The 23,384-nt window shown below is 59.4% G+C and carries 19 protein-coding genes; 4 read left to right on the forward strand and 15 right to left on the reverse strand.

Annotated features, from left to right (window positions below):
• Together L9059_RS10255 and L9059_RS10260 are read right to left on the reverse strand one after the other, a co-directional pair.
• Positions 1-1,915: PepSY domain-containing protein (locus L9059_RS10255; protein WP_247290580.1), on the reverse strand; the 1,915-nt coding region annotated here is incomplete at its 3' end.
• A 257-nt stretch (positions 1,916-2,172) separates the two neighbouring features.
• Positions 2,173-4,512, reverse strand: a complete 2,340-nt coding sequence (locus tag L9059_RS10260) for a TonB-dependent receptor (RefSeq protein WP_247290582.1) — start codon at positions 4,510-4,512, stop codon at positions 2,173-2,175.
• A 207-nt stretch (positions 4,513-4,719) separates the two neighbouring features.
• On the opposite strand from L9059_RS10260, the gene L9059_RS10265 reads away from it, so the two are divergent.
• Both L9059_RS10265 and L9059_RS10270 read left to right on the forward strand, forming a co-directional pair.
• A complete protein-coding gene (locus L9059_RS10265) occupies positions 4,720-5,400 on the forward strand; it encodes a Fe2+-dependent dioxygenase (protein ID WP_247290584.1) in 681 nt (226 codons plus the stop codon).
• Positions 5,397-6,158 (forward strand): tetratricopeptide repeat protein, encoded by a 762-nt coding sequence (locus L9059_RS10270; RefSeq protein ID WP_247290586.1) that lies wholly within the window; start codon positions 5,397-5,399, stop codon positions 6,156-6,158. Before L9059_RS10265 ends, L9059_RS10270 begins: the two co-directional genes overlap by 4 nt.
• An 84-nt stretch (positions 6,159-6,242) precedes the next feature.
• Here L9059_RS10270 and L9059_RS10275 read toward each other — a convergent pair whose 3' ends face one another.
• From L9059_RS10275 to L9059_RS10295, 5 genes are all read right to left on the reverse strand, one after another.
• Positions 6,243-7,406 carry a type III PLP-dependent enzyme gene (locus L9059_RS10275; protein WP_247290588.1) on the reverse strand — a complete coding sequence of 388 codons (1,164 nt, stop codon included), beginning with the start codon at positions 7,404-7,406 and terminating at the stop codon, positions 6,243-6,245.
• A gap of 502 nt (positions 7,407-7,908) precedes the next feature.
• Positions 7,909-9,066 (reverse strand): osmoprotectant ABC transporter ATP-binding protein OsmV, encoded by a 1,158-nt coding sequence (locus L9059_RS10280; protein ID WP_247290590.1) that lies wholly within the window; start codon positions 9,064-9,066, stop codon positions 7,909-7,911.
• Positions 9,063-9,716 carry an ABC transporter permease gene (locus L9059_RS10285; RefSeq protein ID WP_247290592.1) on the reverse strand — a complete coding sequence of 218 codons (654 nt, stop codon included), beginning with the start codon at positions 9,714-9,716 and terminating at the stop codon, positions 9,063-9,065. The genes L9059_RS10280 and L9059_RS10285 overlap by 4 nt, the downstream gene beginning before the upstream one ends.
• A gap of 14 nt (positions 9,717-9,730) precedes the next feature.
• Positions 9,731-10,624: a glycine betaine ABC transporter substrate-binding protein gene (locus L9059_RS10290; protein WP_247290593.1), complete on the reverse strand. Its 894-nt coding sequence runs from the start codon at positions 10,622-10,624 to the stop codon at positions 9,731-9,733.
• A gap of 20 nt (positions 10,625-10,644) precedes the next feature.
• On the reverse strand, positions 10,645-11,361 hold the full coding sequence (locus tag L9059_RS10295; protein ID WP_247290595.1) for an ABC transporter permease: 717 nt from the start codon (positions 11,359-11,361) through the stop codon (positions 10,645-10,647).
• Between the two features lie 329 nt (positions 11,362-11,690).
• Here L9059_RS10295 and L9059_RS10300 point away from each other — a divergent pair, with 329 nt between their 5' ends.
• Entirely contained in the window at positions 11,691-13,274 is a 1,584-nt protein-coding gene (locus L9059_RS10300; protein ID WP_247290596.1) for a peptide chain release factor 3, read from the forward strand.
• A 70-nt stretch (positions 13,275-13,344) separates the two neighbouring features.
• Here L9059_RS10300 and L9059_RS10305 read toward each other — a convergent pair whose 3' ends face one another.
• Positions 13,345-13,800: a nuclear transport factor 2 family protein gene (locus tag L9059_RS10305; RefSeq protein WP_247290597.1), complete on the reverse strand. Its 456-nt coding sequence runs from the start codon at positions 13,798-13,800 to the stop codon at positions 13,345-13,347.
• A gap of 155 nt (positions 13,801-13,955) precedes the next feature.
• Between L9059_RS10305 and L9059_RS10310 the strand changes: the two genes are divergently transcribed.
• Positions 13,956-14,213, forward strand: a complete 258-nt coding sequence (locus L9059_RS10310) for a hypothetical protein (protein WP_247290598.1) — start codon at positions 13,956-13,958, stop codon at positions 14,211-14,213.
• 196 nt (positions 14,214-14,409) lie between these two features.
• On the opposite strand, the gene L9059_RS10315 is transcribed toward L9059_RS10310, so the two are convergent.
• The 7 genes from L9059_RS10315 to L9059_RS10345 all read right to left on the reverse strand — a co-directional run bounded on the left by L9059_RS10315 (position 14,410) and on the right by L9059_RS10345 (position 23,239).
• On the reverse strand, positions 14,410-15,390 hold the full coding sequence (locus tag L9059_RS10315; RefSeq protein WP_247290599.1) for a peptide ABC transporter ATP-binding protein: 981 nt from the start codon (positions 15,388-15,390) through the stop codon (positions 14,410-14,412).
• Entirely contained in the window at positions 15,390-16,358 is a 969-nt protein-coding gene (locus L9059_RS10320; protein WP_247290600.1) for an ABC transporter ATP-binding protein, read from the reverse strand. The genes L9059_RS10315 and L9059_RS10320 overlap by 1 nt, the downstream gene beginning before the upstream one ends.
• Before the next feature lie 10 nt (positions 16,359-16,368).
• Positions 16,369-17,280 carry an ABC transporter permease subunit gene (locus L9059_RS10325; RefSeq protein WP_247290601.1) on the reverse strand — a complete coding sequence of 304 codons (912 nt, stop codon included), beginning with the start codon at positions 17,278-17,280 and terminating at the stop codon, positions 16,369-16,371.
• A 10-nt stretch (positions 17,281-17,290) separates the two neighbouring features.
• Complete coding sequence (locus tag L9059_RS10330; RefSeq protein ID WP_247290602.1) at positions 17,291-18,301, reverse strand: ABC transporter permease subunit; 1,011 nt, start codon at positions 18,299-18,301, stop codon at positions 17,291-17,293.
• A 74-nt stretch (positions 18,302-18,375) separates the two neighbouring features.
• Positions 18,376-19,971: an ABC transporter substrate-binding protein gene (locus tag L9059_RS10335; RefSeq protein WP_247290603.1), complete on the reverse strand. Its 1,596-nt coding sequence runs from the start codon at positions 19,969-19,971 to the stop codon at positions 18,376-18,378.
• 78 nt (positions 19,972-20,049) lie between these two features.
• Positions 20,050-21,465: an OprD family porin gene (locus L9059_RS10340; RefSeq protein WP_247290605.1), complete on the reverse strand. Its 1,416-nt coding sequence runs from the start codon at positions 21,463-21,465 to the stop codon at positions 20,050-20,052.
• A gap of 172 nt (positions 21,466-21,637) precedes the next feature.
• The gene (locus L9059_RS10345; protein ID WP_247290607.1) at positions 21,638-23,239 is read right to left on the reverse strand and encodes an ABC transporter substrate-binding protein; all 1,602 of its coding nucleotides are present in this window, start codon (positions 23,237-23,239) and stop codon (positions 21,638-21,640) included.
• Between the last annotated feature and the right edge of the window lie 145 nt (positions 23,240-23,384).

Below are 23,384 nucleotides of genomic sequence, written 5' to 3' on the forward strand. Positions count from 1 at the left end.
CGTCCGCCAGCGCCTGGGCGTGCAGGCCGACCAGGTGCGCGCGGCTTTGCGGCAGTTGGCGACTGGCGAGTGCTTGCTCCAGGGTTTGCGCCAAGCCATCGAGCGTCACGGTGGCGCGACCGTCTATCCCCAGGCCATCGAGGAAATGCTCGATCGCCCATGAGCAGTTACGCGGCATTACTTCCACCAGATCACCGGCCAGCCAGCCGCTGGCAGTGGGGGCAGTCAGGCCCAACAGGTAAACTGGCGAACCGCTGCTGTCCGGGTTCATCCGTTCGCGCCGGGTCAACGTCCAGTTCTCATAGCTGGGCGCTTGCCAGGTGTCCACGGGCGCCTGCCCGGTCAGTTGGCCGAGTTGCTGCTGCCAGTGACGCAAGGCGTAGGGGTCGCCGCTGTCGACTTCCACCGGGGCGAACAGCGTCTTGCCGCCATGCTCACCCAGCCAGTTGTGCAAGCGTCGGGCAAATCCGCAGAAGTGTTGATACTGGCGATCACCCAGGCCGAGCACCGCGTAGTTCAGGCTGTCCAGGCTCATGGCGCGACCCAGGACCTTGCGCTCGAAACCTCGGGCGGTGTCCGGCGCTTCGCCGTCGCCAAAGGTACTGACTACGAACAGCGCGTTGCTGGAATCCTGCAAATCCTGCTCGCTGACACTGGCCAGCGGCTGCACGTTCACCGGCAAGCCGGCGGCTTGCAACTGGCCCGCAGTCTGCCAGGCCAGTTGTTCGGCAAAGCCGCTCTGGCTGGCGAAACCGATCAGCCACGCCGGACCATCGACCAGCGGCGGTGCAAGGCCGTTGCGGGCTTCTTTGATCTGCTTTTTCTTGCGTCGACGATCCAGATACAGCAACCAGCCGGTGACGAAAAACAACGGCATGGTCAGGGCGCTGATGGTCAGGATCACCCGACCGACAATCCCGAAGTAACTGCCAACGTGCAGGGCATAAATACTGGTCAGCAACTGCGCCTTGAGGCTCTTGTCGCTGTAGCGGTCATGCCGCTTGACGATGCCGGTGGCCGGGTCGAGGGTGATCTGGTTCAGCGCACGGTCGTGGGGTGACGTGTTCAGCAGGTAAAACACGGTCGCCGGTTGGCCGGCCACAGGCGGCATGCGAATGTTGTAGGCGCTCAGTGCCGGGCCCGCAGCGCTGTAGATGCTGCTCCACATGGCCGCGTAGTCGCCCGTTGGCGCCGGACCGCTCGGTGCAGGACCGCGTCCGCCGCGCACCCGCTCGTTTTGCGGCGAGTCGGATAGCAAGCGGGTCAGGCCCTTGTTGTACCACTCGTAAGACCAGGACAAGCCGGTGAGTGCCGCCAGGAGGTAGAACAGCAGGCACCAGGTGCCGGCGACCGAGTGCAGGTCCCAGTTGAAGCTGCGGCCTTTTTTCTTCCAGTCCAGGGTCAGCCAGGCGCGCCAGCTTTTCCACTGGCGGGGCCAGCGCAGGTAAAGCCCGGACAGGCAGAAGAACACCAGGATCAGCGTGCAGGCGCCAGTGATCTGCCGGCCGGTATCGCCCATCGCGAGGAAACGGTGCAGTTGCAGCATCAGGCCGAAAAACCCCTGGCCGGTGGCATCGCCCATGAACTCGGCGGTATAGGGGTCGAAGTAGCGCATTTCGCCGCGGCGCTCGCCAGGCTTGGGGGTGAAGAACACTTTGGCCGCTGCACCGCTGTCGGTTTCGACGCTGAGCATCGAGACTTTCTTGCCGGATGCAGCTTCTATGCGCTCCACCAGTTCGGCAGGTGGCAGGACGCCGGCGACCTGCTTCTCGACCTGCAACACCGATGGGTTCAGTCCACTGAGGATTTCATCCTGGAACGACACTGTCGCCCCGGTGATGCCCATCAGGGCCAGGACCAGTCCGGCGCTGATGCCGAAAAACCAGTGCAACTGGAACAGGGTTTTCTTCAACACGTCGCTCGCCTTGTTCGTTCGAAAATAATCATCACGGCGCGCATTATGCCGTGGGTTGACGGGATGCCTTGTCTATTACGCACAAAAGCCCCGTTCATCTGGATGAACGGGGCCAGGCGGTAACGCTCGGCGCTACCTGTAGGAGCGAGCTTGCTCGCGAAAAACTCGAGAACAGCGCGGGGTATCAGGCTGCCCGCGTCATCGTTGACGACCATCGCGAGCGAGCTCGCTCCTACAATGGGTGGAGTTCACCCTTATCAGAAGTGGAAGTTGGTGCTCAACAATGCCGTGCGGCCCGCCGCCTGGTTGGCGAAGTGGGTCGAGAAGGCTTTGTCGTAGTAGGTTTCGTCGGTCAGGTTCTGCACGTTCAGCTGCAGGTCGACGTTTTTGGTCAGCTTGTAGGCGACCATGGCGTCGTAGCGAACATAGTCATCCACCATGGTGGTGTTGGCCACGCTGCCGAACACGTCGTCGACGTAGAACGCACCGCCACCAACGGTCAGCTTCGGCGTGACCTGGTAGGTCGTCCAGAGGCTGGCGCTGTTTTTCGGCGTGTTAGGCAGTTCGTTGCCATCGTTGGCCGCACCCAGTGGGCCGCCGTCGACTTGCTCGCTGTCCATGTAGGCGTAACCGGCGAAGACCTGCCATTTTTCGGTGATCTTGCCGCTGGCCGACAGTTCGATACCTTGCACCCGGGTCTTACCGGCGTTTTCGTAGGACGTGGTGTCCACTTGCACGCGAGCATTGTCTTTTTCGGTGCGGAAGATGTCGGCGGTCAGGGACAGGCGTTCGTTCAGCAGATCCCACTTGGTGCCGATTTCGTAGTTCTTGGTGGTTTCCGGCTCCATGTCGCTGCTTACTTGGTTGCCGCTGCGATCAGGAGTGCCGCTCAGCGAGTTGCCCTCCTGACCTTCGCCCAGGGTGTTGCCCGGTGGCGTGGCGGATGTAGCATATGAAGCGTAGATGCTGCCGTTTTCAGCAGGCTTGTAGACTACGCCGAACTGACCAGTGACAAACTCGCTGGTGTCTTTCGCCTTGGCAGGCACGCCTTTGTTTACTACGGTTGCACCAGCAGCGTCATAGGTACGGTACTGGGTGTCGAAGTGGTCGTAGCGCATTCCCATGTTCACCAGCCACTGCTCCGACAATTCTAAAGTGTCGAAGACGTACAGCGCGTAGGTGTTGGCCTTGGTGTCGGTGCCGGCGTAGTTGCGCGAGATCGTGCCGTCCCACGGATCGCTCGGGTTTGGGTTCGACAGCGAGGTGCAGTTGTAGTTACTTGGCGCTCCGATCAATGCTGGCGAGCAAACGGTTGGTCCGAGGGCTGCGTTTGTCGGAGTGGTATCGGTATTGACGGTGTATGAGGATTTCTTACTTTCCTCGTGGCTCAGCTCGATACCGGTGGCGAAGCTGTTCTTGAACCCGGCGATGTACACGTCACCAAACAGATCGGTCTGGTTGGTGGTGGTGTCGGTGTTGCTGACACGGGTGTTGGCCCGACGCCAGACGCTGCCATTGTTGACGTTGCCCTTGGAGTCGTCCGGCTGGGTCAGGATGTAATCCTGCATGCTGCTGCCGTGGCGCAAGGTGTTCTTCACGGTCAGGGCATCGCTCAGGTCATGCTCGATGGCAATGGTTGCGGTATCTGTGCGGCCCTTGCGGAAGTCGCGGCCGTCCAGGCCGTAGAAGTTGCTGCTGTCACCACCGTCATCTGGCTTGTCCGGATTGGACTTGGTGCGAGCGGCAGAACCGGCAACCGGAATGCTGTACGCAATACCCGAGTCTGGAGTGTCGTTGCTTTCCAGATGGTAGTAATCGAGGTTGACGCGAGTGTCGGTGCCCAGGCCGAAAGCCACCGACGGCGCGATGCCCCAGCGGTCGTAGTCGACGCTGTCGCGGCCGGCGACGTTGCTTTCCTGGCTCATCAGGTTCAGACGGCCAGCGGCGGTGTCAGTGAACTGGTAGTTGCCGTCGAAGGTGTAGCGCTGGGTCTGGTCCGAGCCCCAGGTGAATCCACCGTCGAGGGAGTTCCCCAGATGAGCCTTTTTGCTCACCATATTGATGCTGCCACCGGCAGCGCCACGGCCGCCAATGGCTGAGTTCGGGCCTTTGCTGACTTCGATCGACTCAACCGCGAAGATCTCGCGGCTTTGCGAGCCAGTGTCGCGCACGCCGTCCAGGTACGTATCGCCTTGGGCGTCGAAACCACGGATGAATGGGCGGTCACCCTGGGGGTTGCCACCTTCACCGGCACCGAACGTGATGCCCGGAACGGTACGCAGCGCATCCTGCATGTTCAGGGCGCCAGTGTCCTTGAGAACCTGCTGCGCAATCACGGTGACAGAGCGCGGCGTGTCGACCAGCGGCGCGGTGTACTTGGGTGAGGAGGCTTTTTCGACGTTGTAGCTGTTCGCTTCTTGTGCTTCGCCTTTGATCGCGGTGGCATCCAGGGAGATCGTGTTGCCCTGCGCCTTGGCCTCGGTCTTCTCTGCAGCGAAAACCATTTGGCCTGCGGAACCGGCAGTGATTGCCACGCCAATTGCAGACGCGAGCAAACGCGGTGAACCGACGGGTGATTGTAGTTGTTGGCGTGACATTGAAATTCCCCTCCCCAAGGATTTGAGGTCGCGGAATATAGGGTAAACAGGTATCTGTATCAATTGAGAAATATTACTATTCGCACTAAATTTACATTCTTTACAATTTAACCTTATGGTTTTCAGTAACTCGTTCGTCGTGAGGGTTTTACATAGGCAATAAGAATCAATATCATTGACACCCCTTTGCCTTCAGGTATTGCCTCCATGTTGTTGCACATTCCCGGCGTGTTCGCGAAAGAAGAAGTGCAGCGTATACGTGAGGTCTTGGAGCAGGCGGATTGGGCGGATGGCAAAATCACTGCGGGCTATCAATCGGCCAAGGCCAAGCACAATTTGCAGCTGCCCGAAGGCCACCCTCTGGCCAAAGAAATCGGCGAGGCAATGTTGGAGCGGCTGTGGAAAAATCCGCTGTTCATGTCCGCTGCCTTGCCGCACAAAGTCTTTCCGCCCCTGCTGAACTGTTACACGGCCGGCGGTAGTTTCGACTTCCATATCGACAACGCTGTGCGTCAGCCGCAGAACAGCATCGAGCGTGTGCGCACCGACCTGTCGGCCACCCTGTTCTTCAGCGAGCCCGAGGACTATGACGGCGGCGAGTTGGAGATCCAGGACACATTCGGCACCCAACGGGTGAAATTGCCGGCCGGCGATATGGTTCTTTATCCCGGCACCAGCCTTCACAAAGTTAATGCAGTCACCCGCGGGGCGCGTTTTGCCTCGTTCTTCTGGACCCAGAGCCTGGTGCGCGAGGATAGCCAGCGCGCGTTGCTGTTCGAGATGGACGGGGCGATCCGTCAGTTGACTCAGGATATGCCTGATCATCCTTCGCTGATCCGTCTGACGGGCACTTATCACAACCTGCTGCGCCGCTGGGTCGAGGTATGACGTTTCAATTGCGTCGCGAGGAAGTCCTCGACGGTGATCGGCTCAAGACCATGCTCGACGAAAGCCCGGCGCGCGCGGCCCAGGCCATCCTGATCGCCGCCCGGGAAAACCTCCTCGATGCCCAGGCATTGCTGGGGCAGATCCTGCTGGACGGACAGGGCATCGGGCAGGATCAGCCACTGGCCCTGCGCTGGTTCGAGATAGCCGCCCAACGCGGTCACCTGATGGCCCGCAACATGCTCGGCCGCTGCCATGAACACGGGTGGGGCTGCACTGCCGACGCCCTAGTGGCGGCCGGGCATTATCGGATCGCCGCAGACGCCGGCCTCGATTGGGCGATGTACAACTATGCCAACCTGCTGGCAACCGGGCGTGGGGCTATGGCGGATCAATGCCAGGCACTTGATCTGTATCGCCGTGCTGCGGGGCTTGGTCACGCGAAATCGATGAACCTGCTGGGACGTTATCTGGAAGAGGGCCAGTATTGTCCGGCGGATCCGCAGGCGGCGCGGGATTGGTATCAGCGCTCAGCGGTTGGTGGCGATTTTCGCGGGCAGTTCAGTTATGCCGCCGTGCTGGCGGATGAGGGCGATGTCGCAGCAGCGATGGGCTGGTTGCGCCAGGCACTGGCAGGCGGGAACCTGAATTTCCTGCGGGTGGCCAGCAAGGCGTTGGCGAGCGCAGCCGATCCGCAAATCCGTGCATTGGCAATCGAATACGCCCAGCGCCAAACCGAATTGGAACGATGTCCTCTGTAACTGCTGGCAATGACGAAACGGTACCTGCAATGCACAAAAAAGCCCATGACTCGTCATGGGCTTTTTGTTTTGCGCGGCTAGCGCTTACACGTAATACGATTTCAGCGGCGGGAAGCCATTGAACTCTACGGCGCTGTAGCTGGTGGTGTAGGCACCGGTCGACAGCCAGTACATACGGTCACCGATCGCCAGGTTCAGCGGCAAGCCGTACTTGTAGTTTTCGTACATGATGTCGGCGCTGTCACAGGTCGGGCCAGCGATGACCACTTCTTCCATCTCGCCTTTCTTCTCGGTCCAGATCGGGAACTTGATGGCTTCGTCCATGGTTTCGATCAGGCCGGAGAATTTGCCCACATCCGTGTACACCCAACGCTCGACGGCGGTACGGGATTTGCGCGCAACCAGCACCACTTCGCTGACCAGGATGCCAGCGTTGGCGATCAGCGAACGGCCCGGCTCCAGGATGATTTCCGGCAGATCGTCACCGAAATCTTCCTTGAGGAAGCGGATGATTTCCTCGGCGTAGGTTTCCAGGCTGTTGGTGCGGGTGATGTAGTTGGCCGGGAAGCCACCGCCCATGTTGATCAGCTTGAGCACGATGCCGTCTTCTTCTTTCAGGCGCTCGAAGATCACTTTGACCTTGGCAATCGCCGCGTCCCACACGCTGATGTCGCGCTGTTGCGAACCGACATGGAAGGAAATGCCGTAAGGCACCAGGCCCAGGTCGCGAGCGAGAATCAGCAGGTCCATGGCCATGTCGGTCTGGCAGCCGAATTTGCGCGACAGAGGCCAGTCAGCCGTGGTCGAGCCTTCGGTGAGAATACGCACGTAGACTTTCGAACCCGGTGCAGCCTTGGCGATGTTGCGCAGGTCGGCCTCGGAGTCGGTGGAGAACAGGCGCACGCCTTTCTCGTAGAAATAACGGATGTCTTTGGATTTTTTGATGGTATTGCCGTAGCTGATACGGTCGGCGCTGACGCCGCGGTCCATCACTTTGTCCAGTTCGTAGATCGACGCGATGTCGAAGCTCGACCCTTTGTCTTTCAACAGGTCGATGATCTCGACAGCCGGGTTGGCTTTTACCGCGTAATAGACTTTGGCGAATTCGAAACCGGCGCGCAGGTCATCGTAGGCCTGGCTGATCATCGCGGTGTCGATCACCACGAACGGGGTTTCTTGCTTGTCGGCGAACGCCTTCATTTTGTCAAAGGTGGCGCGCTCGAAATAATCTTCGACGTTGATCGACATGCTGGAGACTCCTAAGGGCAAACTGAAATTAACAATGGGTGCGAGGGTGTGTCATCAATGAATTCACTCGTGAATTCATTGATGACACACCCTCCTGAACGTCCTCCGTATCCCCACTTTGGTTCGCCTACTTCCCAAGGCATGTCGCCGAAAGCAAAAAGGCCATGGGAGGCGGTGCTTCCCTTGGCCTTGCTGTCTCGTCGTCAGTACTTGAGCCGGATGGATCGTTTCCAGCATGGACGTTCGGCGCGAACTTTAGGGCGTGAGGGGCTCGAGATCAACAAAAAATGTCGCGTTTTTGCACGCTTCCGTCGTGCGGTCCTGAACAGTTACTGATGTAACCGACCTGCATGACAGTGTGATGTTCCCCAAGGAGGGAGATTTGAATACTTGTAGGAGCGAGCTTGCTCGCGATGGACGTCAACGATAACGCATGGAGCCTGGTACCCCGCGGCGCCATTGAGTGCATCGCGAGCAAGCTCGCTCCTACAGTTATTTTTTGTCAGGCCAACGCAGTCTCGGCTGGGGAAACAATGCTGGTCTTGCCGCCACGGGACTTGCCAGAGCTCAGGTACTCGGCAATCGATTCCTGGGTCACTTCCCCCAGGAACACCCGCTCAGCATCCATCACTGGCAACCACGAACGGTTGAACTCATACATGCGCGACAACAGGATGCGCAAGTGCTCGTCATACGCTGCCGTGGCGTTGAACTCGCGCAGGTATTGGCCGCAGGTACCCGTCTGACGGTGGAGGTCGCGACGTCTTACATAACCCAGCGCCTTGTTCTCAGCACAGGTGACTACCACGTAACGACGGTCAGTTTCGTCCATCAGCTCCAGTGCGTCGGCCACCGGGGTTTCCGGGCTAACCGATGGCGCGTTATCCGCCGCATCTTCGGCTTTCACCAACAACAGGCGCTTGAGGGTGCTGTCCTGGCCGACGAAGTTGCTGACAAAGTCGTCCGCCGGGTGCGCCAGCAGGGTGTCCGGATGGTCGATCTGCAGCAGCTTGCCGGCGCGGAAGATGGCGATTTTGTCACCCAGTTTGATCGCTTCGTCGATGTCGTGGCTGACCATGATCACGGTCTTGTTCAGCGCGCGCTGCATCTCGAAGAATTCGTTCTGGATCATCTCGCGGTTGATCGGGTCGACCGCGCCGAACGGTTCGTCCATCAGCAGCAACGGTGCATCGGCCGCCAGCGCGCGGATCACGCCGATCCGCTGTTGTTGACCACCGGAGAGCTCACGCGGGTAGCGATGCAGGTACTGTTTGGGTTCCAGCTTGATCATGCTCATCAACTCGCGGGCCCGGTCGTGGCATTTTTGCTTGTCCCAGCCCAACAGCTTAGGCACGACCACGATGTTTTCCTCGATGGTCATGTTGGGGAATAAGCCAATCTGCTGGATCACATAGCCAATGTTGCGACGCAGGGTCACTTCATCCAGGTCGGTGGTGTCCTCGCCGTTGATCAGGATCTTGCCCGAGGTGGGCTTGATCAGGCGGTTGATCATTTTCAGCGTGGTGCTCTTGCCGCAGCCCGAGGGCCCGAGGAATACGCAAATTTCGCCTTCATTGACGGTCAGGCTTACATCGTTAACGGCGGTGATGGTCTTGCCGTTGCTTTGGAAGGTCTTGGTCAGGTTTTGAAGTTCGATCATTTGAGCAGTCCTTTTGGAGTCAGCGAGCGTTGCAGCCATTGCAGAAGCAGGTCGGCGAAGATGGCCAGGAGACTGACCAGCACGGCGCCGACGATCAGCATCGACATGTCGCTGCGGCTGATGGAAGCCAGAATAAGTACACCCAGGCCGCCGGCGCCGATGGTGGCGGCGATGGTCATTACGCCGATGTTCATCACCACGGCGGTGCGTACCCCGGCGAGGATCACCGGCACGGCGATAGGCAGTTCGACCATGCGCAGGCGCTGGCCGAAGGTCATGCCGATGCCGCGGGCGGCTTCGCGAATGCCCGGTTCCACGCCGGTCAGGGCCAGGTAGGTGTTACGCATAATGGGCAGTAGCGAGTACAGGAACACGGCGGTAATCGCCGGCATCGGTCCCAGGCCCTGGCCGAACTTGGAGTAGAACGGAAGCAACAGGCCGAACAGGGCGATGGACGGTACGGTCAGCAGCACAGTGGCGCTGGCTTGCAGCGGGCCGGCCAGGGTTGGGAAACGGGTCATCAGCACGCCCAGGGGCACGCCGACGACAATCGCCAGGATGACAGCGATACCGACCAAGGTGATGTGCTGCCAGGTCAGGTGCAGGACGAGTGCCCAATCAAGATGGGAAAAGGCGTTCAGAAATTCCATGTCTTCTCCTCTTGTTAGTTGATCGGATGTTGGCGCAGGAAATCTGCGGCCACGGTGGACGGGCTTTCATGGTCGACGTCGACTCGCGCGTTCAACTGGCGCATGGTTTCATCGTCGAACAGCGCAGCCAGCGGCTTGAGGTCAGCCGCCAGTTGCGGGTGAGCATCGAGGTAAGCCTGGCGCACCACGGGGGCGGCGGTGTAGTCCGGGAAGTAGTGCTTGTCGTCTGCCAGCAGCTTCAATTTGAACGCACTCAGGCGACCGTCGGTGGTGTAGACCAAACCGGCAAATACCTGGCCATTACGCAGCGCGGTATAGACCAGGCCGGCGTCCATCTGGCGCGTGTTTTCGCGGGTCAGGTTCATGTCATACAGCTTGACCATGCCGTCCAGGCCATCGGAACGGTTGGCGAATTCGGTATCCAGGGCCACCAGGCGCGTGCCTTTGGTTGTTTGCGCCAAGGCTTGGGTCAGGTCGCTGATGCTGTTGATCTGCGGAAATTCCTTGGCCACGTTCTCTGGCAGCGCCAACGCGTAGGTGTTGCTGAATCTCGACGGCGATAGCCAGGCAAGGCCTTTTTTCGCATCGAGTTCTTTCACCCGTGCGTAGGACTGTTCGCTGCTGAGTTTCTCGTCCACATGGTTGTAATTCACCAGAGACACCCCGGTGTATTCCCAGAGCATATCCAGTTGCCCGCTTTCCTGGGCACTGCGCGCCAGATTGCTACCCAGGCCGCCGGTCACGCGGGTGTCGTAGCCCTTGGTACGTAGGTACTGGGCAGTGATTTCGGCCAGCAGGGTCTGTTCGGTGAACACCCGGGCGCCGATGCGGATGACTGGTTTTTCTGCGGCTTGCGCAATACCTGCGAACAGCAGGACGCAGCTCAATATCAAAGTCAGTTTATTCATGTTGGTTCCTATGCCAAGCCTTAAGACGGACGCAACCCGCGTTCCAGCCAGAGGCGGCTGGCCATGGTCACCAGACCGTCGAGCAGCAATGCCAGCAACGCGGTACATGCCGCACCGAGCAGTAGTTGCGGATGGTTGTTCAGGGCGATACCGGGGAAGATCAGGCTGCCCAGGCTGTTGGCACCAATCAGGAACGCCAGGGGCGCAGTACCCACGTTGATCGCCAGGGCCACGCGTACACCGCCGATGATGATCGGCACCGCGTTGGGCAGCTCGACGCGAAACAGCACTTGGCGTGGCGTCATGCCGATGCCGGTGGCGGCTTCTTTCAGGGAGCCTTGTACGTTTTTCAAGCCTTCATAGGTGTTGCGCACGATGGGCAACAAGGAGGCGAGGAACAGGGCGAAGATCGCCGGGCCGCTGCCGATACCAAGGACGCCGAGGGCGATGGCCAGTACGGCCAGGGGAGGGACGGTGTTGCCGATGTTGAATATCTGCATGAAGCGTTCTGCGCGGCCGACCATGTTGGGTCGGCTGAGCAGGATACCGGCAGGTATGCCTACAATCAGGGCGGCCAGCATGGAGGCTAGGACGAGAATCAGATGAGCTTGCAAGTAAAACAACAAATCGTCGCGGTACAGTTGGATCGTGTTGATACCGATCCATTGGATCAGCAGGGCCAGGAGAGTGACGACAACCACTCCTCCTATCAGCCCTTTGCCATAGCGAGTAGCCACAGGCGGACTCCTTTTTGTTCAGTCGGCGAACACATTTCTTCGTGGCATGCCATTTCTGGCTGTCAACTAATGTGGACGCGAAAAGCAGCTCGCCAATGCCGGTAAGAGGGCAAGAGGTCGAGCCATGAGCGCAGCCTCGTCAGGCTAACTTGATGATTTTTCAGGACCTGTTCCGAGTGCGGTAGCAGGGGAGTGGACGTCTCTACCTTTTAAAAGGTTCCACACTTGGCAGCATTTAGCCACCCCTAATAGGGTGAACGGTGGTCCGTCACCCGGGGTTTGCGCTATACTCGCCGCCCTTTTTTGACTCACCTGCCAGGCGATTTCCCATGACCCACCAGGCCGCCGAAGTCGCGAAACGCCGCACTTTCGCCATTATTTCCCACCCCGATGCCGGTAAGACCACCATCACCGAGAAGCTCTTGCTGATGGGCAAGGCTATTGCGATTGCGGGCACGGTGAAGTCGCGTAAATCCGACCGCCATGCCACCTCTGACTGGATGGAAATGGAAAAGCAGCGGGGTATTTCCATTACCACGTCGGTCATGCAGTTCCCGTATCGCGACCACATGATCAACCTGCTCGACACCCCGGGCCACGAAGACTTCTCCGAAGATACCTACCGCACCCTGACGGCGGTCGACTCGGCATTGATGGTCCTCGACGGCGGTAAGGGCGTAGAGCCACGGACCATCGCGCTGATGGACGTCTGCCGTCTGCGTGACACGCCAATTGTCAGCTTCATCAACAAACTCGACCGTGATATCCGCGACCCGATCGAACTGCTCGACGAAATCGAAGCGGTCCTGAAGATCAAGGCCGCGCCGATCACCTGGCCGATCGGCTGTTACCGCGACTTCAAGGGTGTGTATCACCTGGCCGACGACTACATCATCGTCTACACCGCCGGTCACGGCCACGAACGCACCGATGTGAAGATCATCGAGAAGCTCGACTCCGATGAAGCCCGTGCGCACTTGGGTGACGAGTACGATCGCTTCGTCGATCAACTGGAGCTGGTGCAAGGCGCCTGCCATGAATTCAATCAGCAGGAATTCCTCGACGGCCAGCTCACTCCGGTGTTCTTCGGTACCGCACTGGGTAACTTTGGTGTCGATCACGTGCTCGACGCGGTGGTCAACTGGGCGCCAAAACCGCTTGCCCGTGTCGCCAACGAACGCACCGTAGAGCCGATCGAAGAGAAATTCGCCGGCTTCGTGTTCAAGATCCAGGCGAACATGGACCCGAAACACCGCGACCGTATCGCCTTCATGCGTATCTGCTCCGGCAAGTACGAGAAAGGCATGAAGATGCGCCATGTGCGCACCGGCAAAGACGTGCGGATCGGCGATGCCCTGACGTTCTTTTCCTCCGAACGTGAGCAGCTTGAAGAAGCTTTCGCGGGCGACATCATCGGCCTGCACAACCACGGCACCATCCAGATCGGCGACACCTTCACCGAAGGCGAAGTCCTGGGCTTCACCGGCATCCCGCACTTCGCCCCGGAACTTTTCCGCCGCGTACGCCTGCGCGATCCGCTGAAATCCAAGCAACTGCGCCAGGGTTTGCAGCAACTGGCGGAAGAGGGCGCCACCCAGGTGTTCTTCCCCGAGCGCAGCAACGACATCATCCTCGGCGCCGTGGGTGTGCTGCAGTTCGATGTGGTCGCCAGCCGCTTGAAAGAGGAATACAAGGTCGAGTGCTCCTACGAGCCGATCACCGTGTATTCGGCGCGCTGGATCGATTGCGATGATAAGAAGAAGCTCGAGGAATTCCGCGTCAAGGCTGTGGAAAACCTCGCGGTCGACGGCGGCGGTCACCTGACCTACCTGGCCCCGACCCGGGTCAACCTGGCGCTGATGGAAGAGCGCTGGCCGGACGTGAAATTCCGCGCGACCCGTGAGCATCATTAAGCGTTGAGCTGCAAAACCCAAAAGCCCCGTTGCGAAAGCCTCGGGGTTTTTGGTTTCTGGCTCGGCGGTGCTAGAGCACAAACGTCCCCTGGTGAAAAACCATCTGCCATCGCCCGTCTCTGTAACGCCAGATTGAGCTGCGCAAGCTGGTGTTGATATCAGTGTGACATCGGTAAATCACCAGCGCGGTATCAGCCGAGAGCGGCTTGACTGCAAATTCGCTGATGGTGCGTTGGATAAACGCCTGATCCGGTAGATGCTCGGCCACGTCGGCTTTGCACCAACCGCCTCCGCTGGCGCCGAACTCTGTGAAGTCGTCGGCGATGAACCGGGAAATCTCCCTGGCATCGCCGCGTGTTGCCGCGGTGAGGAGCCTTTGCTCCAACTCGAGCAGTGTCTGAGACAAATCCATGTCAATTCCTTGCTCGTGATGGACTTCAACGATAACGCTAGTTTTCTCTATGAACGTGGTGCCTTGAGACCAACGCGAGCAAGCTCGCTCCCACAGGAAGACGACCAATAACATTTCGCCATTATGTTTAGTCCAAACCGGTCTCCCTCGCCACGGCATTTCTCGCCTTTTATCGGGGTCCTATCTGGAGAACCGTGCGAATCGGAACTAAGTTTCATTCACTGCCATTCTGGCACCCCATGCCTCACCCAATAAGGATGGATTCGGCTATGAGCATCTTTCAACGCATTGTGCTGTTGGTTAAGGTTTTAGTGATCATGTCCATTGGCATGTCCGCAGCTCGGGCCGAATGCCCCGACCATGGTGAACAGGCATCGAGCGGGCAGGTGGCACACACGGGCCTGATGATCGCCAAGTCCGAATCCGAGCCCGGTGACCAGGGGCAGGGCGGCAGCGCGGACGACAATGATTCCACTACCGACGAGCCGGATTCCGATGATCCGGATGAAGGCGATAGCCAGACTTAACAGGTAATTCCGGGCAAAAGAAAACCCCTTCACTCCGACATGCACACAGTCGAGGTAGAAGGGGGTTCTTGAACAACCAGTACATGACCCTGTGGAAGCGGGCTTGCCCGCGATGGCGATACCGCAGTGACATTAACGTCGACTGGCGGGACGCTATCGCGGGCAAGCCCGCTCCCACAGGTTTTTTAGTCCACTGTCATGCCGCGCCGTCGAGGAACTGCTCGGCGTAATGGCAAGCCACCTGCCGATTATCCAGCAACCGCAACGCCGGCTCTTCCGTGCTGCAACGCTCGGTCGCGTACGGGCAGCGCTTGTGGAAAGCGCAGCCCGACGGCGGGTTCAGCGGGTTGGGGAGTTCGCCGACGATCTTGATCTTCGGCTTGTTCGGGTCCGGGTGAATGGTCGGGGTCGCCGACAGCAGCGCCTGGGTGTAGGGGTGTAGTGGGCGGGCGTAGATGTCGTTCTTCGGACCGATTTCCACCGGGCGACCGAGGTACATCACCATCACGTCATCGGCGACGTGTTGCACCACCGCCAGGTTGTGGGAGATGAACACGTAGGCCGTGTTGAACTCCTGTTGCAGGTCCATGAACAGGTTCAGCACCTGGGCCTGGATCGATACGTCCAGTGCCGAGGTGGGTTCGTCCGCCACCAACACCTTAGGCTGCAACATCATCGCTCGAGCAAGGGCGATCCGCTGGCGTTGACCGCCGGAGAACATGTGCGGGTAGCGCTGGTAATGCTCGGGGCGCAACCCCACCTGCTTCATCATCGCCTGGACTTTCTCGCGACGTTCGGCGGCGCTCAGGTTGGTGTTGATCAGCAGCGGTTCGCCGAGTTGGTCGCCGATTTTCTGCCGCGGGTTCAACGACGCGTACGGGCTTTGGAACACCATCTGCACGTCTTTGCGCAGTTGCTTGCGCTGAGCCTTGTCAGCACCGGTGACTTCTTGCCCGGCGATTTTCAAGGAGCCGGAAGACGGCTCCTCGATCAGCGTCAACGCACGCGCCAGGGTGGACTTGCCGCAACCCGATTCACCCACGACAGCGAGGGTCTTGCCGGCTTCCAGTTCGAACGACACACCGTTCAGGGCGCGTACGGTCGCATGGTCCTTGAACAGGCCACGGGACACTTCATAGTGACGGGTCAGGTCGCGGGCGGTAAGTACGACGGCCATTACGCCACCTCCTGATTCAGCGGGTAGAAGCAGCGGGCGAGGCTGTTGCTTTTCGGGTCAAGGGCTGGACGCTGGGTACGGCAATTTTCTTGCACATAAGGGCAGCGCGGCGACAGCAGGCAACCCTGCGGGCGGTCGTAACGACCGGGGACGATGCCCGGCAGCGTGGACAGGCGCGCGGCGCCGAGGCTGTGTTCCGGAATGGCCTTGAGCAGCGCTTCGCTGTACGGGTGGGCGGGGATGTCGAACAGTTGCGGCACCTGGCCGACTTCGACCGCTTGCCCTGCGTACATCACGCATACGCGCTGGGCCGTTTCGGCAACGACCGCGAGGTCATGGGTAATCAGCACCAGGCCCATGTTCTGCTCTTTCTGCAGGGCCAGCAGCAGCTCCATGATCTGCGCTTGAATCGTAACGTCGAGGGCCGTGGTCGGCTCGTCGGCGATCAGCAGTTTCGGCTCGCCGGCAATGGCCATGGCGATCGCGACACGCTGGCTCATGCCTCCGGACAATTGGTGCGGGTAGGCGTCCATACGACTGGCAGCGCCCGGAATTTCAACTTTTTCCAGCAGTTCGATGGCGCGTTTACGCGCTTGCTTGCCGGACATTTTCAGGTGCAGGCGCAGTACTTCTTCGATCTGGAAACCGACGGTGTAGCTCGGGTTCAGCGCGGTCATCGGGTCCTGAAAGACCATGGCCAGGTCTTTGCCGACGATTTGCCGACGCTGACGGTTGCTGAGCTTGAGCATGTTCTTGCCGTCGAAATTCAGTGCGTCGGCGGTGACGATGCCTGGATGCTCGATCAGGCCCATCAGCGCCATCATGGTCACGGATTTACCCGAACCAGACTCGCCAACGATGGCCAGTACTTCACCCTTGTCCACGGAAATGTCGAGCCCGTCGACCACCGGAACGGCGTTCTTGTCGCCGAAGCGAACGTTGAGATTCTTGATTTCTAGCAATGACATTTGAATCTCCTCAGGCGGCGTTCTTGAGTTTCGGGTCCAGCGCATCGCGCAAGCCGTCACCCATCAAGTTGATTGCCAGCACGCTGAGCAAAATGGTCAAGCCGGGCAGACTGACCACCCACCAGGCGCGTTCGATATAGTCGCGAGCCGAAGCCAGCATGGTGCCCCACTCAGGGGTTGGCGGTTGTACGCCAAGGCCGAGGAAGCCCAGTGCCGCCGCATCGAGAATCGCCGAAGAGAAGCTCAAGGTTGCCTGGACGATCAGCGGTGCCATGCAGTTGGGCAGCACGGTGATGAACATCAGGCGTGGTAGACCGGCACCCGCCAGGCGCGCGGCGGTCACGTAGTCGCGGTTCAGTTCGCCCATCACCGCAGCGCGGGTCAGACGAACATAGGACGGCAGGGAGACCACGGCGATGGCGATCACGGTGTTGATCAGGCCAGGGCCGAGGATGGCGACAATCGCCACGGCCAGCAGCAGCGACGGCAGCGCCAGCATGATGTCCATCAGACGCATGATGGTCGGGCCGAGCAAGCGCGGGAAGAACCCGGCGAACAGACCCAGGAGAATCCCTGGAATGAGCGACATCACCACCGACGACAAGCCGATCAGCAGGGACAAACGCGAGCCCTGGATCAGTCGCGACAGCAGGTCTCGACCCAGTTCATCGGTACCGAGCAGAAATTGCATCTGCCCACCTTCCAGCCAGACTGGCGGGGTCAGCAGGAAGTCGCGGTATTGCTCGCTCGGGTTGTGCGGTGCCACCCAGGGGGCGAACAGTGCGCAGAAAATCACCAGCAACATGAACATCAGGCCGGCAACGGCACCTTTGTTCTTGGAGAAGGCTTGCCAGAATTCTTTGTACGGGGACGGATACAGCAGGCTTTGATCGACTGCTACCGTTGGAGTTGGAGTGGTCATGGTCATGATCTCAGCGCTGATGACGGATGCGTGGGTTGGCAAAGCCGTAGAGGATATCCACCACGAAGTTGACCAGAATCACCAGGCAGGCGATTAACAGGATGCCGTTCTGCACCACGGGATAGTCCCGCGCGCCAATGGCTTCAATCAGCCATTTGCCGATGCCGGGCCAGGAGAAGATAGTTTCGGTCAAGACCGCGCCGGCCAGCAGAGTGCCGACTTGCAGGCCGACCACGGTCAGCACCGGAATCAGTGCGTTGCGCAGACCATGCACGAACACCACGCGCGCTGGCGACAGGCCTTTGGCGCGGGCGGTGCGGATGTAGTCCTCGCGCAGTACTTCGAGCATCGAGGAGCGGGTCATCCGCGCGATCACCGCCAGCGGGATGGTGCCGAGCACGATGGCCGGCAGGATCAAGTGGTGCAGCGCATCGAGGAACGCACCGACATCATCGGCCAGCAGCGTGTCGATCAGCATGAAGCCGGTACGCGGCTCGATGTCGTAGAGCAGGTCGATCCGCCCCGACACTGGAGTCCAGCCCAGGGACACCGAGAAGAACATGATCAGGATCAGGCCCCACCAGAAGATCGGCATCGAATATCCCGCCAGGGAGATGCCCATCACCCCATGGTCGAACAGGGATCCTCGCTTGAGTGCCGCGATCACCCCGGCCAGAAGGCCCAGGATGCCGGCGAACAGCAGGGCGGCCATGGACAGTTCCAGGGTCGCGGGGAAGAGTGAAGTGAATTCAGTCCAGACGCTTTCTCGGGTGCGCAAAGATTCGCCGAGATCGCCTTGAGCCAGTTTGCCAATGTAATCCAGGTATTGGGCATACAGGGGTTTGTTCAGACCTAGGCGTTCCATTGCCTGAGCATGCATTTCCGGGTCGACTCTGCGTTCGCCCATCATGACTTCCACCGGGTCGCCTGGGATCATGCGAATCAACGCGAAAGTCAGCAAGGTGATGCCGAAGAATGTGGGGATCAATAACCCCAATCGGCGGGCAATAAAACTAAACATCTTGTGGTGTACCTCATCAGCCGGTTAGGCGTGCCTGGTGTCCCTGGAGTCAGGGACACCGGGAGTTTTCTTATCTACTTCACCTGGGTGGTGGCGAAGTTATTCGTGGTGAGAGGGCTGATGTGATAGCCCTCTACGTTCTTGCGCATTGCGGTAAACATGCGGGTGTGGGCCAGGGCGATCCAGGGTTGATCCTGATTGAAAATCTCCTGTGCCTGCTCATAGAGCGCCGCACGTTCATCGGGGTTCACTTTGACCCGGGCTTCGTCGAGCAGGGCCTGAAACTTTTCGTTGCACCAGCGGGCGTAATTTTCGCCGTTTTTGGCAGCCTCGCAACTGAGCATAGGCGTCAGGAAGTTATCCGGGTCGCCGTTATCACCCGCCCATCCGGCCGCCACCATGTCGTGCTCGCCATTTTTTGCGCGCTTGAGCATTTCGCCCCACTCCATGACGCGGATGTCGAGCTTGATGCCGATCTTGGCCAGGTCAGCCTGCATCATCTGCGCGGCGAGCATCGGATTGGGGTTGGTCGCGCCGCCGCCATTACGGGTGAACAGGGTAAACACGGTGCCTTGCGGCACGCCTGCTGCCTTGAGCAGGGCGCGTGCCTTGTCCAGGTCCCGGGGCGGATTGGTCAGCTTGTGGTTGTAGCCCAGCAGGGTGTCTGGGTACGGGTTGACCGCCACGGTAGCATTGCCCTTGCCAAACAGCGCGTTGACCGCCGCTTCCTTGTCGAAGGCGATGTCGATGGCTTTGCGCACCCGCACATCGCTCATGTATTTGTGCGAAGTGTTCATGGCGATGTAGGAAACAGTCATCGCGTTGAGCTCATCAACCTTGAGGTTGGTGTCTTTCTTGATGCTTGGGATGTCGTCCGGTTTCGGGTAGAGGGCGATCTGGCACTCGTTGGCCTTGAGTTTTTGCAGGCGCACGTTGTTGTCGGTGGCGATGGCCAGGATCAGTGCGTCGGCCGGTGGCTTGCCACGGAAGTAGTCCGGGTTGGCCTTGAAACGGACCTGGGCGTCCTTGTTGTAGCGCTGGAACACAAACGGGCCGGTGCCCACTGGCTTGTTGTTGAGGTCGCCCAGCTTGTTGGCCTTGAGCAACTGGTCGGCGTACTCGGCGGAGTAGATCGAGGCGAACGCCATGGCGATGTCGGCCAGGAACGGTGCTTCGCGACGGGTCAGGGTGAACTTGACAGTGGTGTCGTCAATTTTCTCGACGCTTTTGAGCAGTTCCTTGAAGCCCATGCTTTCAAAGTACGGGAAGCCGACGCTCGATTGTTTGTGCCATGGATGATTCGGGTCCAGTTGGCGCTGGAAGCTCCAAACCACGTCATCGGCATTCATGTCCCGGGTCGGCTTGAAATATTCGGTGGTGTGAAACTTGACGCCTTTGCGCAGGTGGAACGTGTAGCTCAGGCCGTCTTCGCTGATGTCCCAGGATTCAGCCAGCGCCGGAATCACTTCGGTGGTGCCAGGCTTGAAGTCCGCCAGCCGATTGAAGAGGGTCTCGGCTGCGGCGTCGGCTGTTACTGCAGTCGTGTACAGGGCCGTGTCGAAGCCTTCCGGACTGTTTTCGGTACACACCACCAGGGGCTTGGCCGAGACGCCGACAGCGACACTCAGCAACGCAGCCGCAATGGCCGCACGTAGGGGAAGCATGTTCATCAAGAACCCTCTGCAATTTGTTGAAAGACAAAAGCCGAACGGCCGATTCATCGCTGAGTCAGCCGTTGGGCAGGTGCATTACAGAATGTTGAACGGGATGGTGGTCACGAGACGGAACTCGTTGATGCTGCCATCAGCCTGGTTTTCGCTGGCGCGGTGCGCGGTGTACGTCGCGCGAATAGCGGTGGCCTTGAGCGGGCCGCTCTGCACTGCGTACGAAGTGCCAATGCCGTATTCGTAGTGGGTTTCGCCGTCCATAACCTGCACGCCGTCGTAGCCGCCACCCTTGTAGTGAGTGCCGTCGATGCCCCAGCCGCGAGCCTGGTAGATGTTGAACTTCAGGCCTGGCACGCCGTATTCGGCCATGTTCAGGCCGTAGGCGATCTGGAAAGACTTCTCGTTCGGGCCGTTGAAGTCCGACAGCAGGGAGTTGGCCAGGTAGATGCCGTTGGTTTCGTGCAGGTAGTCGAAGTACTCGTTACCGTTCACTTCCTGGTACGAGAAGGTCAGGCTGTGGGCCTGGTGGGTCAGGCCGAGCGACAGGGAGTAGGTGTCGTTGTCGATTTCGCCCAGCAGTTTTTTGCCTTCGTCGACGGTCTTGTAGTAGTTCAGGCCGGTGGTCAGGCTCAGTACCGAGCTGTCGCCCAGCACGTGGCTGGCGCCGAAGTAGTACTGGTTCCACAGGTCTTCGGCCTGGGTGCCCCAGAGGCTGGTGGTCAGGCTGGCGAATGGCTGGTAGGTGATGCCGGCGGTGTTGACGTGATCGGCTTCGGCGCTGGAGTCGCCGTATTCGGAGCGGAACTTGCTCAGGCTTTCTTCGGTACGCGGTGAGTTGCGATCGAAGGTAGCCAGGTCGAACGACAGGTTGTTCAGTTCTTCGCTGTGGATCGCGATGCCTTCGAAGCTCGACGGCAGGGCACGGTTACCGATGACGTCGACCTGCGGGCTGCTGAAGTTCATGCGGCCGGCGGTCAGGGTGGTGTTGGAGACGCGAGCCTTGACGTTGGCCAGGCCGAGCTTGCTCCATTGGCCTTGAGCTTCGCCGCCTTCGCGGGTCAGGGTGCGGTTGTTGCCCGCGCCTGGACGAGTGCCCGGTGCGCCACCATTGTTGGATGCCAGGTTCTCGCGATCACGCTCCAGCGCAATAGCGTTGTAGGCGGCGACTTCAGTGCTGAAGCCTACGGTGCCTTCGGTGAAGCCGGAGTTGTACTTGATGATGGTGCCTTGGACCCAGTTGATCCGGCGATCAGTCGGGGTCGAAACGCCGTCTTTCTTGTAGGCGAACTTACCACCACGCTTCAGCTGTTCGTTGGCATACCAGTTGCGGGTAGTGCCGCTGATGGACTGGCCTTCGACGAAGCCCGTAGCTTCAGCTTGAGCGCTTTTGGTGTTGACCGTTACCGGGGTGAATTCCTGGCTCTGAGTCTCGGCATAAGCCGTGGCGGTGATGCTACTGATGGCCAGGGCCAATAACGCGGTGCTGCTCAGTTTCATGGGTGAAGCTCCTTGGTTTCTTTTTTTATACCGGCCTTTTTTTGTGGTCCGGCTATTTGGTTTGGAACTCATTTGGCGCTTAGCAAACGTTTGCACCACGCCTGATCGGCGAATCCAGGCAATACGCTTGCTTGAGGGCGGAATCCGCCCCCAGCGATTTTCAGCTAATCGGTTATTTTTCTATGCTGACACCCGAGAACACGTTACGACCGAAAGGACTGACCTTGAACCCTTCGATTTTGGCGCTCAACGGCTGGTTGACCGTCGAGTGGGCGACTGGCGTGATCGGCACCTGCTGCTTGAGCAATTGCTGCGCCTGTTTGTAAAGCACGGTGCGCTGGTCGCGATCGGTGACGATCTTGGCCTGCTTGATCAGCTTGTCGTAAGCCGGATCACACCACATGGAGTAGTTGTTGCCACCTATGGCATCACAGCTGTAAAGCGTGCCGAGCCAGTTGTCCGGGTCCCCGTTGTCACCGGTCCAGCCAATCAGGCTGATGTCGTGCTCGCCATTCTTGGTGCGCTTGATGTACTCGCCCCATTCGTAGCTGACGATCTTCACCTTGAGGCCGATTTTCGCCCAGTCAGCCTGGAGCATCTCGGCCATCAACTTGGCGTTGGGGTTGTAAGGTCGCTGCACGGGCATGGCCCACAGGGTAATTTCGGTGCCTTCCTTGACGCCCGCGGCCTTGAGCAATTCCCGGGCTTTTTCCGGGTTGTAGGCGGCGTCCTTGATAGTCTCGTCGTAGGACCACTGGGTCGGCGGCATGGCGTTGACCGCCAGTTGCCCGGCGCCCTGGTACACGGCGTTGAGAATGCCTTGCTTGTTCACGGCCATGTCCAGCGCCTGGCGTACCTCAAGCTGGTCGAGCGGCTTGTGTCGAACGTTGTAGGCGATGTAGCCGAGGTTGAACCCAGGCTTCTCGATGAGCTTGAGTTTCGGGTCGTTCTTCAGCGCAGCGACGTCGGCAGGGCGGGGGTGCAACGTGATCTGGCACTCGTTGGCCTTGAGTTTCTGTACCCGCACCGAAGCGTCGGTGTTGATAGCGAAAATCAGGTTGTCGAGTTTGACCCGGCTCGGGTCCCAGTAGTCCTTGTTGCCGGTGTAGCGGATGTTGGAGTCTTTCTGGTAACTCTTGAACGCGAACGGCCCGGTGCCGATCGGCTTCTGGTTGATGTCGCTCGGTTTGCCATCTGCCAGCAGCTTGTCGGCGTATTCGGCGGACAGGATGGCGGCGAAGCTCATCGCGATGTTCTGGATGAACGCGGCGTCGACGCTGTTGAGCGTCATGACCACGGTTAGCGGCCCGGTCTTTTCGACCTTGGCGATGTTTTTGTCCAGGCTCATCCCGTTGAAATACGGGAATTCGGTTGGATAGGCCTTACGGAATGGCTGCTGCGGATCGAGCATGCGGTTGAAAGTGAACAGCACGTCGTCGGCATTAAAATCACGGCTCGGGGTGAAATACTTGGTGGTATGAAATTTCACTCCTTCACGCAGGTGGAAGGTGTACTTCAGGCCGTCTTCGGAAATATCCCAGCGGGTGGCCAGGCCCGGTACGACATTGGTCGCGCCTTTTTCGAACTCTGCCAAGCGGTTGTACAGCGGTTCGGCGGCGTCGTTGTCGGTTGCGGTGGTGTACTGCGCGGTATCGAAGCCAGCGGGGCTGCCTTCGGAGCAGAACACCAGGCTGTCACTGGCAGCGTGGCTGATGGACGTAGCGGCCAGCAGACCGGTGCCCAGCAATGCGGATAAAACCAAGGTATGGCGCATGACGCTCCCTCTGTTCTCTAAGTATTTTCGACAAGCCGCTGCCCCGTCAGGGACGTCGAGGTCTTGTCGAGCGCAATCCATTTACGTACAGCAAAACCGAGAGCCCACGCATGAGCTGGTCGAACTCCGACGGTATGAGCCATCG

The organism is Pseudomonas violetae, assembly GCF_023072615.1.
GTDB lineage: Bacteria > Pseudomonadota > Gammaproteobacteria > Pseudomonadales > Pseudomonadaceae > Aquipseudomonas > Aquipseudomonas violetae.